Annotated in this window: 19 protein-coding genes and 1 rRNA gene; 13 read left to right on the top strand and 7 right to left on the bottom strand. The window is 30.4% G+C overall.

The annotated features are described in order from the left end of the window. Nucleotides 1-40: 40 nt before the first annotated feature. The 7 genes from rrf (at nt 41) to trhA (ending at nt 4,020) form a co-directional block, all read left to right on the top strand. Nucleotides 41-152, top strand: a 5S ribosomal RNA gene (rrf, locus tag ACZ451_RS12730). Between the two features lie 240 nt (nt 153-392). Next, nucleotides 393-629, top strand: a complete 237-nt coding sequence (locus ACZ451_RS12735) for a hypothetical protein (RefSeq protein WP_464212978.1) — start codon at nt 393-395, stop codon at nt 627-629. Nucleotides 630-639: 10 nt separating this feature from the next. Continuing rightward, complete coding sequence (locus ACZ451_RS12740; protein WP_464212980.1) at nt 640-1,329, top strand: HupE/UreJ family protein; 690 nt, start codon at nt 640-642, stop codon at nt 1,327-1,329. A 14-nt stretch (nt 1,330-1,343) separates the two neighbouring features. Continuing rightward, nucleotides 1,344-1,973, top strand: coding sequence for a hypothetical protein (locus tag ACZ451_RS12745; RefSeq protein ID WP_464212982.1), 630 nt, complete (start codon nt 1,344-1,346; stop codon nt 1,971-1,973). Between the two features lie 157 nt (nt 1,974-2,130). Continuing rightward, the gene (locus ACZ451_RS12750) at nt 2,131-2,613 is read left to right on the top strand and encodes a hypothetical protein (RefSeq protein ID WP_464212984.1); all 483 of its coding nucleotides are present in this window, start codon (nt 2,131-2,133) and stop codon (nt 2,611-2,613) included. A gap of 77 nt (nt 2,614-2,690) precedes the next feature. Continuing rightward, entirely contained in the window at nt 2,691-3,233 is a 543-nt protein-coding gene (locus ACZ451_RS12755) for an ASCH domain-containing protein (protein ID WP_464212986.1), read from the top strand. A gap of 154 nt (nt 3,234-3,387) precedes the next feature. Next, complete coding sequence (gene trhA, locus ACZ451_RS12760) at nt 3,388-4,020, top strand: PAQR family membrane homeostasis protein TrhA (RefSeq protein WP_464212988.1); 633 nt, start codon at nt 3,388-3,390, stop codon at nt 4,018-4,020. Here trhA and ACZ451_RS12765 read toward each other — a convergent pair. Then, nucleotides 4,017-4,445, bottom strand: a complete 429-nt coding sequence (locus ACZ451_RS12765; RefSeq protein ID WP_464212990.1) for a DUF4268 domain-containing protein — start codon at nt 4,443-4,445, stop codon at nt 4,017-4,019. The two genes, trhA and ACZ451_RS12765, sit on opposite strands and share 4 nt — an antisense overlap. After that, nucleotides 4,445-5,116: a ZIP family metal transporter gene (locus ACZ451_RS12770; RefSeq protein ID WP_464212992.1), complete on the bottom strand. Its 672-nt coding sequence runs from the start codon at nt 5,114-5,116 to the stop codon at nt 4,445-4,447. The genes ACZ451_RS12765 and ACZ451_RS12770 overlap by 1 nt, the downstream gene beginning before the upstream one ends. A gap of 80 nt (nt 5,117-5,196) precedes the next feature. Between ACZ451_RS12770 and ACZ451_RS12775 the strand changes: the two genes are divergently transcribed. Both ACZ451_RS12775 and ACZ451_RS12780 read left to right on the top strand, forming a co-directional pair. Further along, nucleotides 5,197-6,360: a THUMP domain-containing class I SAM-dependent RNA methyltransferase gene (locus ACZ451_RS12775; RefSeq protein WP_464212994.1), complete on the top strand. Its 1,164-nt coding sequence runs from the start codon at nt 5,197-5,199 to the stop codon at nt 6,358-6,360. Between the two features lie 2 nt (nt 6,361-6,362). Next, the gene (locus ACZ451_RS12780; RefSeq protein ID WP_464212996.1) at nt 6,363-6,593 is read left to right on the top strand and encodes a hypothetical protein; all 231 of its coding nucleotides are present in this window, start codon (nt 6,363-6,365) and stop codon (nt 6,591-6,593) included. A 92-nt stretch (nt 6,594-6,685) separates the two neighbouring features. Here ACZ451_RS12780 and ACZ451_RS12785 read toward each other — a convergent pair whose 3' ends face one another. Next, nucleotides 6,686-7,090: a MerC domain-containing protein gene (locus tag ACZ451_RS12785; RefSeq protein WP_464212998.1), complete on the bottom strand. Its 405-nt coding sequence runs from the start codon at nt 7,088-7,090 to the stop codon at nt 6,686-6,688. 80 nt (nt 7,091-7,170) lie between these two features. Here ACZ451_RS12785 and ACZ451_RS12790 point away from each other — a divergent pair, with 80 nt between their 5' ends. Next, nucleotides 7,171-7,551, top strand: coding sequence for a Fur family transcriptional regulator (locus ACZ451_RS12790; protein ID WP_464213000.1), 381 nt, complete (start codon nt 7,171-7,173; stop codon nt 7,549-7,551). A gap of 10 nt (nt 7,552-7,561) precedes the next feature. Here ACZ451_RS12790 and ACZ451_RS12795 read toward each other — a convergent pair whose 3' ends face one another. Genes ACZ451_RS12795 through rlmD form a run of 3 tightly spaced genes read right to left on the bottom strand, consistent with a single transcriptional unit; the run spans nt 7,562 to nt 10,275 of the window. Beyond that, nucleotides 7,562-8,320, bottom strand: a complete 759-nt coding sequence (locus tag ACZ451_RS12795; protein ID WP_464213002.1) for a DUF6048 family protein — start codon at nt 8,318-8,320, stop codon at nt 7,562-7,564. Further along, the gene (locus tag ACZ451_RS12800) at nt 8,301-8,849 is read right to left on the bottom strand and encodes a DUF6452 family protein (protein ID WP_464213004.1); all 549 of its coding nucleotides are present in this window, start codon (nt 8,847-8,849) and stop codon (nt 8,301-8,303) included. The genes ACZ451_RS12795 and ACZ451_RS12800 overlap by 20 nt, the downstream gene beginning before the upstream one ends. A gap of 16 nt (nt 8,850-8,865) precedes the next feature. Then, a complete protein-coding gene (rlmD, locus tag ACZ451_RS12805; protein WP_464213006.1) occupies nt 8,866-10,275 on the bottom strand; it encodes a 23S rRNA (uracil(1939)-C(5))-methyltransferase RlmD in 1,410 nt (469 codons plus the stop codon). A gap of 116 nt (nt 10,276-10,391) precedes the next feature. Between rlmD and ACZ451_RS12810 the strand changes: the two genes are divergently transcribed. The 3 genes from ACZ451_RS12810 to rocD all read left to right on the top strand — a co-directional run bounded on the left by ACZ451_RS12810 (nt 10,392) and on the right by rocD (nt 12,758). Continuing rightward, nucleotides 10,392-10,946 (top strand): RNA polymerase sigma factor, encoded by a 555-nt coding sequence (locus tag ACZ451_RS12810; protein WP_464213008.1) that lies wholly within the window; start codon nt 10,392-10,394, stop codon nt 10,944-10,946. Next, on the top strand, nt 10,936-11,322 hold the full coding sequence (locus tag ACZ451_RS12815; protein ID WP_464213010.1) for a DUF6768 family protein: 387 nt from the start codon (nt 10,936-10,938) through the stop codon (nt 11,320-11,322). The genes ACZ451_RS12810 and ACZ451_RS12815 overlap by 11 nt, the downstream gene beginning before the upstream one ends. A gap of 158 nt (nt 11,323-11,480) precedes the next feature. Further along, nucleotides 11,481-12,758: an ornithine--oxo-acid transaminase gene (rocD, locus tag ACZ451_RS12820; RefSeq protein WP_464213012.1), complete on the top strand. Its 1,278-nt coding sequence runs from the start codon at nt 11,481-11,483 to the stop codon at nt 12,756-12,758. Between the two features lie 89 nt (nt 12,759-12,847). Here rocD and ACZ451_RS12825 read toward each other — a convergent pair whose 3' ends face one another. Further along, nucleotides 12,848-13,171, bottom strand: coding sequence for a CCC motif membrane protein (locus ACZ451_RS12825; RefSeq protein ID WP_464213014.1), 324 nt, complete (start codon nt 13,169-13,171; stop codon nt 12,848-12,850). Nucleotides 13,172-13,173 lie beyond the last annotated feature (2 nt).

Consider the following 13,173-nt stretch of genomic DNA (forward strand, 5'->3'; position numbering starts at 1 on the left):
TATGACCTCTTCCCTTTGGGAGGATCGAGGGGAGAAAGTTTAAGGTGACCATGGCGATGGGGTTCACCCCTTACCATTCCGAACAGGGAAGTTAAGCCCATCAGCGCCGATGGTACTGCTATACCAAGTGGGAGAGTAGGTCGTTGCCTTTTTTATAAAAGTCCTTCATAATACTATGAAGGACTTTTTTTGTTTACTACCCTTTCTTTCTTTTTTCTTTCTTTCTTCGGAATCAATATCCTAAATCTTCAGTACAACTATAACTTTATATATAGTAATTAATTTTTTCTACCTTAGTTCTTATAATTAAGATATTATTCATAACCTTATATAATTGTTCTTTGTAAAAACAGTTTAACAAAGAAAAGTAATCAATATTAAATTTTTACAATATGAAAACTAAAACATTAATGATCACTTTAATACTAGCAATGAGCTTATTTACCGCTTGTAATGATAAGAAAAAAACAACTGAGCAATCTGGTAAAGAGCCCATATTAGAAGAGCAATCTAAGCCAGAGGTTATATTAGAAGAGAATAAAACATCCGTTAAAGATACTATTGATGAAGCAGAAAAAATTAGGCTTGATAGTCTTCGTCAGGTAAAAGAACATGGCCATGCACACTAATTAATATGATATGAAGTTAGTGAAAATAGTATCTCCATTAATGCTAATATTATGTTGTTTTATTTCTGTTTCTGCCTATGCACACGGGGTTGACGGAGGGACACAATCATTCTTAACAGCAAATAAAGGTATTGCTTTTGGACCTTTTCTTTATATAGGAGCTAAGCATATGATTACTGGTTATGACCATTTACTTTTTTTAATAGGAGTTATCTTTTTTTTATACCGAACTAAAGAAATCATTACCTATGTAAGTTATTTTACTCTTGGGCATAGTGTTACCCTTCTATTGGGTGTTATGATAGATATACAAGTAAATGCGTATATCATAGATGCTATAATTGGCTTGTCTATAGTTTATAAAGGTTTTGATAATTTGGGAGGGTTTAAAACAGTATTTGGAAAACAGCCTAACACCAAAGGTGCCGTTCTAATTTTTGGATTATTTCATGGCTTTGGACTTGCAACAAAATTACAAGAATTTGAATTTGATAAAGAAGGACTTTTTACTAATTTATTAGGCTTTAATTTGGGTGTAGAAATTGGTCAGTTTTTAGCATTAGGATTTGTACTTCTACTTATTTCATTTTGGCGACAGTATAATAGTTTTATCAAATTTTCCAAACTCACTAACATCCTCTTAATTGCAGCTGGCTTTTTGTTGTTTGGTTATCAGCTAACAGGATATTTTATTTCATAATATAGATAATAACTATGACGACACATAATCAACCTAATATAAGTAAAAGCCAATTATTAAAATCACTCATCATTGCATTTATAGTTGGTGCCGTTGTATTACTTACTGCCGTTTTACCTGCAGAATATGGTTTAGATCCTTTAGGAACTGGTAAACTCTTTGGTTTTGCTAAATTATATCAAGAAGCAGAACCAACAGAAAATAATGTAGCCTCTTCTAATTTAAATTTCAGAAAAATTAAAATGGAAAAAATAGGTTCTCCAAAAAGTACACCTAGGCCTAAGGAAGCTGATAATCCACCTCCTGAAGTTCAATATACCATAAGAGAGGATACAATACAGGTTATCGTACCAACTGAAACAGGAATTGAATATAAATTTAAAAGCCTTAAATATGGTAGCACCAAATATGAATGGGCAACAGATAAGGGTATTGTTTATATAGATTTTCATGGTGAAGTAAAACAAGAAAATCCACCAAAAAATGTATTTTATGAGAGTTATACGCTTGCATATTCCAATAATATGGCAGGAACATTAACGGCTCCTTTTGAAGGAAAACATGGTTGGTATTTTAGAAATGAAACCAACGAAGATATTATTGTAACTATTAGGCTAAATGGGCAGTATGAGCTATTAAAATAAGATGTTATCAAAGATTGGCATATATAAAGAATGATTAAATAGTTAACTGAATTATAACTCTTCCATTTTACAACTTTAGTTTCGATCGAAAAATAACTTTCCTTTACACATATAAAACCATTACTAATTTTAAAATTGATAAACTTAAATATTTTAAATGAAAACTAAAAAGACTTTACTTACATTACTGCTAACTATTTTATTCATTCACTTTGGTTTTTCTCAAGAATTTAATATTCCAACTAATGTAAAATTAGATTCTGCCAAAGATTATCAGCAATATGAAGCTGATATTGTAAATTGTATCAATTGGCTTGAAAATACGCCTGTAAATCAAAATTTAGATAAGCGAGAAAAGGCAAATGCTTTTTTGTTAAAATGGGCTACAGGAACGCCTACTGTTACTATTAGTATGCAATCGTTTCAAATAGATTTAACAAAAAAAAATTCTAGTTTATTATTAAATTTTATGGGAGGTTGGATAAAGTACGCAATTGATAATCCTTCTGAGAAAGATAATAATGAAGCAGCTAATATAGCTGGAATAAATAGCCTTATTAAAGTTTATTCTTTGAATAAAGATAATGGGATGAAAAAAGATAAACGAATTGAAAAAGTTAATCAAAATGAGCGAACCTGAACTGCAAAAATGGGTTGCTGATAAATTGAAATAGGATCTTTAAATTACATATGCTGTCATATTAATTTTGACAAATAATGAAATACTTACAAATCATTTTACTACTAATTTTTACAATAAGCTGTAAAAATAAGTCTAAAGAAGATGCGAATATTGATAAAACGGTCTACGCTATATGGGATGATTTTACCAAATTATACCCCGAATATAAAAATGATGAAATTCCTGAATCTTGGTATTTTCATAATAATGAAAAAGATGCAAACAGGTTAGCAGAATTAGTTGTGAATGGAAAAAAGAAAGCGAGTTCTGGCTTATATGCTTGGTACAAACAGGCTAATGCTGATTTACCGAAAGTTGGAACAAAACATATTATAACTAATTTTGACGGAAAAGCACAAGCGATTATTGAAATTAGAAAAGTAGATACTATCCCATTTATTAAAGTTTCTAAAGCCTATGCTACAATAGATATGGGAACAAATATGGAACCGCTCAAAAAATGGCGAAAAGCACATTGGGATTTTTTTAAAAGTGCTTTAGTAGAAAGTGAAGAGAAACCTACTGAAGAAATGCTAGTTGTGTGCGAATGGTTTGAGACCATCTGGGCTAAAAAATAGGAATAGTAACGCTATAATCAACTGCAAATAAAGCGAAACGTTTTACTCGATAACCGAGATTTAAAATACTGAAACGCTTGCATCGAAATCAATATGAATTCTTCCTTTTAATGTCTCGTGGGCTTGCCCCGAGGTTATTTACTAAATTTGCAGTATGCAAAACCAATCAATTTACAAAAACGAAGAAGTACTCAACACCATTTCACATGCTATTGGTATTGTTTTAGGATTTGTTGGTTTTGGATTCCTTTTAAGCAAGAATACCGATAAAACGGAATATGCTTTTTTTTCTATTATACTATATAGTTTTACAATAATTCTTTTATATGTGGCTTCTACAAGCTACCATGCCGCAAAAGAAATTATTTTAAAAAATAAATTGCGAATTTTAGACCATATTAGTATTTACTTTTTAATTGCTGGTACCTATACACCAGTAGCATTAATTACCTTAATCAACGGTAATGGATGGCTTATTTTTTCTATAGTTTGGGGAATTACTTTATTTGGTGCCATTTTAAAATTATTCTTTACAGGAAGGTTCGAAATTGTTTCGCTCTTACTTTATTTAGTAATGGGTTGGCTCATTGTTTTTGATCTACAAAACTTAATTGCTAATACCACTTCATTGGGTCTAAATTTATTGATGTTAGGAGGAGCATTTTATACCGTTGGAATTATCTTTTATGCCGTTAAAAAAATACCTCATAATCATTTTATATGGCATTTGTTTGTTTTAGGTGGTAGTATAAGCCATTGGCTGATGATTTATTTAGATGTTGTTTAAGGATTAATAATGGTCTCATACGATTCATAAAAAGCTTCTATCTGCTCCATAGACGCTTTTAAAAATAACATCGTTTCTTGCCATGTATTTTTGTTGTGTATAGATACTCCTAATTTTTCCACATAAATTCTAGAAATATCTTTTTGATTTTCCAATACATAATAATCTTCAAAAATAGCTTCAGGTAAATAATCGTTTTTTAAAATAGCTTGTAGCGAAACTAATTTATCCCATAATTCAATTCTTTTTTCAATATCTGTATGTGCAATGTCTATAGATACCATTGCTTTTTGCTTCGTAAAATGAAACTTAAAAGAGAAGTCTTTTATTTTGGTGTTGTATAAAATCCATTTTCTTGGAAACGATTTTCCAAAGGAAATCCAAAAATCTTCACGTAATTTTTTAGCTTCTTCTTTACTAAACATTATATAAAGTATGCAATTATGATCCCTATGATGATAACGAGTAATTTTCTAAGATTAAATTTATGTCCTTCAGAACTTTCAAACAGAATTACCGTAGAAATATGTAAAAATACACCTATTGCTAATGCAGTTAATGGTTCGGCATATTGAGAAATGATATTAAAATTAGAGGAGAGATATGTTCCTAATGGCGTCATTAATGAAAATACGATAATAAATAATACAGCATTATATAATTTCATTTTAGAGGCTAGTAAAAATATGCTGAGGATAATAGCAATTGGAATTTTATGAATTAAAATACCATATAAAATATTGTGATGATCATCTATAGGGGTGCCTTCTAATAAAGAGTGAATACACAAACTCACAAACACCAACCAAGGAAATTGTTTTTTTTTGGTATTTATATGTACATGACCATGTTCTGCACCTTTAGAAAAAAATTCTAGAAATATCTGAAGAAGTATCCCTAACATGATAAAAACACCATTGGTTTTAGAATCTGAATTCATATAAATTTCTGGTAGTAATTCAAATAAAGTTAATGCCAATAAAAAGGCACCACTAAAGGCTAAAAGAAGCTTAAAACCTTCTTTTTTTTTAGGTTTTAAAATAAATACAAAAAGAAAACTTAATAGAACGGATAATGCTGGTAATAAATAGATCATGTATGGTTGTTAGGTTTATATGGAATGTTAACCCTAAGGTGTAAAAATACTGTATTTTTGTGGTATTATTTTAACAATTTATGGAGAATAATTTTAAAATGGTCGCTAAAACTATGTTTGGTTTTGAAGAGGTTTTAGCGAAAGAATTACGAAAACTAGGTGCTCAAAATATTAAAGAAGGTATAAGAAGCGTTAGTTTTGATGGAGACACTGGTTTTATGTATAAAGCTAACTTGTGTTTAAGAACGGCTATTAAAATTGTAAAACCAATCCATTCTTTTTTGGTTACAAACGAAGAAGAATTATACCAGAAAATTTATGCTTTTGATTGGAGCAATTACCTTTCTCCAGACACTACCTTTGCTATAGATACTACTATAAATTCAGAAAATTTCACACATTCTTTATATGTATCCCAAAAGGTTAAAGATGCTATTGTAGATAAATTTAGAGACACTGATGGACAACGACCTAATGTAGATATTAAGTTTCCAGACATCAGAATAAATATTCATATTCAGAAAAACCATTGTAATGTAGCTCTAGATACTTCAGGAAAATCATTGCACCAGAGAGGCTATAAAACTGCTACTAATATTGCACCGATTAATGAAGTTTTGGCAGCAGGTATTTTACTGCTAAGTGGTTGGGATGGGCAGTCCGATTTTTTAGACCCTATGTGTGGTAGTGGAACGCTCTTAATAGAAGCAGCTATGATTGCCTGTAATATACCTGTAAATATTAACAGGAAAGAATTTGCTTTTGAAAAATGGGCAGATTACGATGAGGATTTGTTTGAAAAAATTGTAGACAGCTGTCTTAATAAAACAAGAGAGTTTCATTTTAGAATTGCGGGTTATGATAAGGCACCTTCTGCAATTAAAAAAGCACAAGATAATATTGATAATGCGAATTTATCTGAATACATTTCTGTAGGACAGTTTAATTTTTTTGAAACTGAAAAAACAATGGAAAATCATCTGCATATTGTCTTTAATCCGCCTTATGGAGAGCGTTTAGATATTGAAATGGAAGAATTCTACAAAGAAATAGGAGATACCTTAAAACAACATTATGCAGGTACAGATGCATGGTTTATCACCTCTAATTTAGAAGCTTTAAAATATATAGGATTAAGACCTTCTAGAAAAATAAAAGTCTATAATAGTCATTTAGAATCTAGATTAGTAAAGTATGTAATGTATTCTGGGAGTAAAAAAGCTAAATACAATAAACAGAATTAAAAATGAAATTAAAACACAAAGCAAATTTGTATAATTTTTTAGGCTATGCGTTTTTATTTATAGCAATTCGTTTTAGCTTACCATACATTTTACATTTAAATAGATTTATATTAGTTTTAGTATCAGCCTTAGGAGCTGTTATTCTAGCTCCAAAATTTGTTGCTACAAAAGTAAAAGGTGTAGAAAAGTTATTGATGAAATGGATATTTGTTAATGGATTTAAAGAATTATAATCTTTAACAGGATATAATTATACAAGAGATTTTATATATCATTATTATAATTCATATTAAAATAACGTTCATATGCTATTGTAGTCGCCTAACTATTTACCCATTTTTATGCAGCAATTATCTGTTTTACATTTGCAGTAATTTAAGTTATAAAAATGCAGTACAATAAGAATAATTGTTACTGCATAAATTATAATTTCAGGTATAGAAAACCATTTAAGTTTTTCATTAAGAATAAGTGTAAAAAGTGAAAACCAACTTCCCCATAATAAAGGTTTTATCGATTTTTTTGAGGTTTTTTTGGTAGAACCATAAACAGCAAAAAATGAGATAATTAAGAAAAAATAATCAACATATTGCCACCATGTGGAAATAGTATTACTATGCAAAGAAGATGTTTGTATTATAAAAATAAATGGTGTGGCCAAACAATGTATAAGGCATAAAACACTAGAAAATATGCCTAAAGCATCTGATTTTTGTATAATGAAATTCATTTTATTTAATTAATGCAACTGAGTTGCAAATATAAGCGCTATTATTTTTTATTGCAACTAAGTTGTATTAATTTTGCTTTATGGGAATAATTAGAAAAACACAGTCGATTAATTTATTGCTTAATGAGTTTAAAAATAAAAAAACAGCAATTTCTGTTATTGAATTAACAAAACGTTTGCGCGTAGTATTAAATAAATCAACAATCTACCGCGTTTTAAATAAGCTTGAAGATGATGGTATTTTACATTCGTTTTTAGGAATAAATGGTAATAAGTGGTATGCTATGTGTAATGGTTGTACTAAAAAAGGACATTCAGATATTCACCCTCATTTTCAATGTACATATTGTGGTAAAGTAGATTGTTTAAATATAGATATTAAAATACCTAAAATACCAAATAGAGAATTATTTGTTTCACAAATTTTAATACAAGGAAAATGCGAAGAATGTTTGGGTTAATATGCCATATTTAATTAATTGACTTTTCTTCTTTTTTCTTTTTAACCTTTTTATAGAGTGGAATAAAATAGCTTATGGAGTAATTATAGTTTGCGCCAAATCTACTATTATCCGTAATTTTATTGAAACCAGGGATCCAAAGATCAGGAAATCTTTCATTAGAATCATCTGTATTTAATAGAACACCTATTCTAGCACTGAAGTTTAAAAAAATATTAGCAAATAATTCTACCTTCATTCCAACAACAGCTTCTATCCACCCTCTTGATCGTCCACTAAATTCTTCAGGAATAGTAGAACGCTCATCAAAATTTGTTGGATTAAAAAAACGATTGGCATTAAAAATACTATAATTATTTAGTGTTTGACTATGACTACTTACGGCATATCTTCCCCCAATATGGATAAGATTTTTCATTCCATACCAATTTTCATAAGTATTATAATCAGCACCTATTTTTATATAACTACCCGAAGTAGTGTAGTTATATAAATCTTCTTGTTGTGTATATTTTTCGTTCCCTAATTCAGCAGCCAAATACCAATCTCTATTAATTCTATAATCACCAACAAATTCAATACCTTGGTAATCTTCTTCTATAGAAGAATTTATAATTTTACTTAAATCTAAACCAATTCGCAAGCCATAAGGGTCCGTTTTTTTAATGGTATCTTTTGGTTGTAAGTCTATTGGTTTACTTGGTGATTGTGACCAAGCCGTAGTAGTAATACATATAAAAAAGAAAATACTAATGGAATATCTTAACATGCGCTTGGTTTGTGTTTTCTACTAAAATAGTATCTATTTCTATTCTGCTAATCCAATTTTCTGGTACATCAGGAAAGTTATTTGCTAAGTTGTTATAAATGGCAACAAATCCACAGGCTCTGGATATAAACTGATCTTCATTACTATAAGTAAAAGTAATTAAGTCTAGATTCCCAGTGTCTGCATCCATATCCCCTGCAGAATCCATGATAAAAGAAAAACTTGTTTCGGTATCTGTGGTTTTTAACGGAATTGCAATTGAATCTATGCTAGACCTGTCAACAAAGGGCTCATTTTCAACATTTCTATCTAAAGTTGGTGTTAAGTTGACAATGGTATCGTTTCCAGCACTATTTATTGAGGTTACTCTAAGTGAAGGAACTACTTTAAATTCTGTTGGGTTTTCAGCGTCATAAAAACGAATCACTAAAAGAGGCGTATCTCCATCTACGCAAATATCATCTTTTTCACAAGCATAAATGCTAATGAGGATACTTATAAAAAAAAGGCTACGATGTATATATTTCATATAAATTTAATGGTGCTTATCGCTTTTCCAAAAGTACAACATTTTCTACATGATGTGTTTGTGGAAACATGTCTACTGCTTGTGTTTTTGTAATTTTATATTGGTTTTTCATCATCTCTAAATCCCTAGCTTGTGTAGCACTATTACAACTTACATAAACGATCTTTTTAGGTGCTATAGTTAAGATTTGTTGTACTACATCTTTATGCATGCCATCTCTTGGCGGATCTGTAATAATAATATCTGGTGTGCCATTAGCTGCTATAAATGCTTCGTTAAAAATATTTTTCATATCCCCAACAAAAAAATCTGCATTAGCAATACTATTCAATATTGCATTAGATTTTGCTGCAGTAATAGCATCAGGAACTGCTTCTATACCGATAACTTTTTTTGCTTTTTTTGCTACAAATTGCGCAATGGTCCCTGCGCCAGTATACAAATCGTATACTAGTTCTTCACCAGTTAAACCAGCAAAATCTCTTGCAATTTTATATAATTCATAAGCCTGTTCGGAATTGGTTTGATAAAACGATTTTGGGTTAATTTTAAAGCGCAAGCCTTCCATTTCTTCAAAAATATGATCTCTGCCCGCAAAAAGAATAATTTCTTGATCGTAAATGGTATCATTTTGTTTAGCGTTTACAACATATAATAAAGCTGTTATTTCAGAGAAAGTTTCTTTTAAATGATTTAATAAAAGTTCTCTTTTAACTTTATCATCTTCAAAAAATTGAATGATCACCATTACTTCTCCTGTAGATGAAGTACGAATCATTAAGGTTCTTAATAGTCCATGATGATTTTTAGGGTTAAAAAAGGTAAGCCCGTTTTTTTCTGCAAATTGTTTTGTTTCTAATCTAATAGCGTTGGATGGGTCTTCTTGTAAGTGACATTTTTTGACGTCTAAAATTTTATCCCACATGCCAGGAATGTGAAAACCCAAAGCATTTTTATTATCAAAATCTTTTTTAGAATTAATTTCATCTAGTGTTAGCCAACGACTATCAGAAAAAGAAAATTCCATTTTATTTCTATAAAAATATTGTTTTTTAGAACCTAAAATGGGTGAAATTTCTGGGAGTTCTAGATGCCCAATGCGTATTAAGTTATTTTCTACTTCTTTTTGTTTATAAAATAATTGGTGCTCATAACCCATATCTTGCCACTTGCAACCACCACAGGTACCAAAATGCTCACAAGTTGGTGTTACGCGTTTATCAGAAAGTTTATGAAAGTTAGTAGCGGTGCCTTCAAAATACGCTTTTCTCTTTTTTGTGGTTTGTACGTCTACAATATCGCCAGGTACAGTATTATTCAAAAAAATAACACGCCCATCGGGAGCCTTACCAATGGTTTTTCCTTTGGCAGCAGCATCAACAACTTCTATGTTTTCAAAAACTACTCTTTTATTTTTTTTGCGCATGCAGCAAAAATAGGAATTGGATTGGTTTTATACGTTTATCTTTAAAAGGAATAACAAATTTTTAATAAAAAAGTGAACCTTTTTAATATTCTTCTGTCTTAAGAGTAATTACTCGTATGAAAAACAAGGATACTATATTGGATGAGTTACTTGTATTGCAATATAAATCTGGCAATAAAAAAGCTTTAGATCTACTAGTGAAGCGCTATCATTTAAAACTATGTAAAAATGCGTATTGGTATACTAAAGATGTTGCTGCTGCCCAAGATATTGTTCAAGATTGTTGGGCTGTTATTATTCGTAAAATAAATGATTTAAGAGATGTAAGCAGCTTTAGTAGCTGGGCAACTAAAATTGTGATCCGCAAATCTTTAGATTTTATCGAAAAAAGAAAAAAAGAACAGCAAAATTTAGAAAGCTATGATAAAGCTTCAAATAGTGAAGAAGGTAAGAATGATAGCCAAAGCATAGAAACAATCAAGCTTTTAAAAGCGATTAAATTATTACCAGAAACGCAACAAGTAGTTTTACGATTGTTTTATACAGAAGCATATTCCTTAAAAGAGATGAGTATTATTTTAGGAATTTCAGAAGGTACCGTGAAGTCGAGATTGTTTCATGCGCGAGAAAAATTAAAATTAATAATAAAAAATAAACATGATGAAAAATGATAAAGAACAAATAGATGCCTTAATTAAAGAGGCACTAACTCAAGAAGAGGCTAAGTTTTATGAGGAGTTAGAGGAACAAAATCTTATCGAAAAAATTGGAGAAGTGTTTAGAGGCAAATTAGGTTGGATTGCCATTATGATGAATATCGCAAACCTTGGTGTTTTTACTTTTGCAATTTATAGTGCAGTACAATTTTTTAATGTTGATACAACAAATGAGCTCATAAAATGGGCTTTAGGGATTGTTGTTAGTTTGCTGTTTATGAGTATGATAAAATTATATGTTTGGATGCAAGTTGATAAAAATGATGTATTACGTGAATTAAAACGAATAGAACTTCAAATTTCTGCGATTTCTAATAAAATTGAAAAATGATATGTTAACAGTTAAATTTTAATCTTTTTTGTAAATTTGCAATTCTACTAGGGGTGATTTCTCTCCCACGCTGAATTTTCGTTCCGATAACTATCGGAATTTTGAAAGGATAAAGGTATAGAAGGAATGGTTATTTTATCAATTTAAACTTTATTAAAATGGCTGTTTTAAAAGAATTAACATCACAGCAAGCAATTGAATTAGAAAATGAGTATGGAGCTCACAATTACCATCCACTACCCGTAGTATTAAGTAGGGGAGAAGGTGTATTTGTTTGGGACGTAGAAGGTAAAAAATATTATGACTTTTTATCCGCCTACTCTGCCGTGAACCAAGGCCATTGTCATCCAAAAATTATTGGAGCAATGGTGAACCAAGCGCAAACCTTAACCTTAACTTCTAGAGCATTTTATAATGATGTTTTAGGAAAGTTTGAAAAGTATGCTACCGAGACGTTTGGTTTTGATAAGCTATTGCCAATGAATACTGGAGCAGAAGCTGTTGAGACGGCACTAAAATTATGCCGTAAATGGGCATATGAGAAAAAAGGAATTCCAGAAAATAAAGCACAAATTATAGTTTGTGAAAATAATTTTCATGGAAGAACAACCACTATTATCTCATTTTCTAATGATCCAATAGCGCGTAAGAATTTTGGTCCTTATACAGATGGTTTTTTAAAGATTGCGTATGACAATCTTGAAGCTTTAGAGAAAACCTTGGCAAATAATACAAATGTTGCAGGTTTTTTAGTTGAACCAATACAAGGTGAAGCAGGTGTTTATGTACCATCAGAGGAATACTTAGCAGCTGCTAAAGCACTATGTGAAAAATATAATGTACTTTTTATTGCAGATGAAGTACAAACAGGAATTGCACGTACAGGGCGTTTATTAGCTACATGTGGTAATTGTTCTTGTGCAGACAAGCATTGTAGTGGTACTCCAGAGGTAAAAGCAGATATCCTTATTTTAGGTAAGGCATTATCTGGTGGTGCTTACCCTGTATCAGCAGTATTAGCAAATGATGCTATTATGGATGTAATACAACCAGGAAATCATGGTAGTACTTTTGGTGGTAATCCAATTGCTGCTGCTGTAGGTATGGCAGCTTTAGAAGTTATTAAAGAAGAAGAACTAGCACAGAATGCTTTTGATTTAGGAGAATTATTTAGAGCTGAATTGAATACATTTATTCCAACCTGTTCTGTAGTAAATGGCGTTAGAGGAAAAGGACTTTTAAACGCTATCTTGATCAATGATACGGAAGAAAGTTCTACTGCTTGGGATATTTGCATGGCTTTAAAAGAAAACGGATTATTAGCTAAGCCTACCCATGGTAATATTATTCGTTTTGCACCCCCATTGGTGATGAATAAAGAACAATTACTAGATTGTATTGCTATTATTATTAAAACACTACGACAATTTGAGTAATTTGTTTTTACAGAAAAATAAATAAAAATAAAAATCCCAAAGCCTATATCTAGACTTTGGGATTTTTTATATTAAACGTAATTTTAGAATTAAAATCCTCCATTTTCAGCAATGGCAGAACCAATAATTGCTATAATTGCACCTAAGTAGAGGATTAATGGAATTAACATTAAAATAGCTATAGCTAAACCAATATAAGAAAGTATTCTTCCTGTTTTTGCATTTTCATAATCCTTATAATTATAGTTTTCACTATTTTGCTGGTAGGCTTTCTCTGCTTTTTTAGCATTTGAAAGCCCTATAAAGCTGAATATAGCTCCAAAGGGTCCACAACAGAAAATAGAAAGCGCAATAGATAATATTCCAAAGGTTAGTGCATTACTTGCACCTGGTAATCCTTGTTTTTGATTCATTA

The sequence above is a fragment of the Allocellulophaga tsushimaensis genome, from assembly GCF_055383085.1.

What these genes read in the sequence shown, in the direction of transcription:
- ACZ451_RS12765 (WP_464212990.1), bottom strand. Translation starts at nt 4,445, where the DNA reads ATGTTTAGTAAAGAAGAAGCTAAAAAATTACGTGAAGATTTTTGGATT.
- ACZ451_RS12810 (WP_464213008.1), top strand. Translation starts at nt 10,392, where the DNA reads ATGAAAAACAAGGATACTATATTGGATGAGTTACTTGTATTGCAATAT.
- ACZ451_RS12785 (WP_464212998.1), bottom strand. Translation starts at nt 7,090, where the DNA reads ATGAATTTCATTATACAAAAATCAGATGCTTTAGGCATATTTTCTAGT.
- ACZ451_RS12770 (WP_464212992.1), bottom strand. Translation starts at nt 5,116, where the DNA reads ATGATCTATTTATTACCAGCATTATCCGTTCTATTAAGTTTTCTTTTT.
- ACZ451_RS12775 (WP_464212994.1), top strand. Translation starts at nt 5,197, where the DNA reads ATGGAGAATAATTTTAAAATGGTCGCTAAAACTATGTTTGGTTTTGAA.
- ACZ451_RS12795 (WP_464213002.1), bottom strand. Translation starts at nt 8,320, where the DNA reads ATGTTAAGATATTCCATTAGTATTTTCTTTTTTATATGTATTACTACT.
- ACZ451_RS12780 (WP_464212996.1), top strand. Translation starts at nt 6,363, where the DNA reads ATGAAATTAAAACACAAAGCAAATTTGTATAATTTTTTAGGCTATGCG.
- rlmD (WP_464213006.1), bottom strand. Translation starts at nt 10,275, where the DNA reads ATGCGCAAAAAAAATAAAAGAGTAGTTTTTGAAAACATAGAAGTTGTT.
- ACZ451_RS12790 (WP_464213000.1), top strand. Translation starts at nt 7,171, where the DNA reads ATGGGAATAATTAGAAAAACACAGTCGATTAATTTATTGCTTAATGAG.
- ACZ451_RS12735 (WP_464212978.1), top strand. Translation starts at nt 393, where the DNA reads ATGAAAACTAAAACATTAATGATCACTTTAATACTAGCAATGAGCTTA.
- ACZ451_RS12815 (WP_464213010.1), top strand. Translation starts at nt 10,936, where the DNA reads ATGAAAAATGATAAAGAACAAATAGATGCCTTAATTAAAGAGGCACTA.
- ACZ451_RS12750 (WP_464212984.1), top strand. Translation starts at nt 2,131, where the DNA reads ATGAAAACTAAAAAGACTTTACTTACATTACTGCTAACTATTTTATTC.
- ACZ451_RS12755 (WP_464212986.1), top strand. Translation starts at nt 2,691, where the DNA reads ATGAAATACTTACAAATCATTTTACTACTAATTTTTACAATAAGCTGT.
- ACZ451_RS12740 (WP_464212980.1), top strand. Translation starts at nt 640, where the DNA reads ATGAAGTTAGTGAAAATAGTATCTCCATTAATGCTAATATTATGTTGT.
- rocD (WP_464213012.1), top strand. Translation starts at nt 11,481, where the DNA reads ATGGCTGTTTTAAAAGAATTAACATCACAGCAAGCAATTGAATTAGAA.
- ACZ451_RS12745 (WP_464212982.1), top strand. Translation starts at nt 1,344, where the DNA reads ATGACGACACATAATCAACCTAATATAAGTAAAAGCCAATTATTAAAA.
- ACZ451_RS12800 (WP_464213004.1), bottom strand. Translation starts at nt 8,849, where the DNA reads ATGAAATATATACATCGTAGCCTTTTTTTTATAAGTATCCTCATTAGC.
- ACZ451_RS12825 (WP_464213014.1), bottom strand. Translation starts at nt 13,171, where the DNA reads ATGAATCAAAAACAAGGATTACCAGGTGCAAGTAATGCACTAACCTTT.
- trhA (WP_464212988.1), top strand. Translation starts at nt 3,388, where the DNA reads ATGCAAAACCAATCAATTTACAAAAACGAAGAAGTACTCAACACCATT.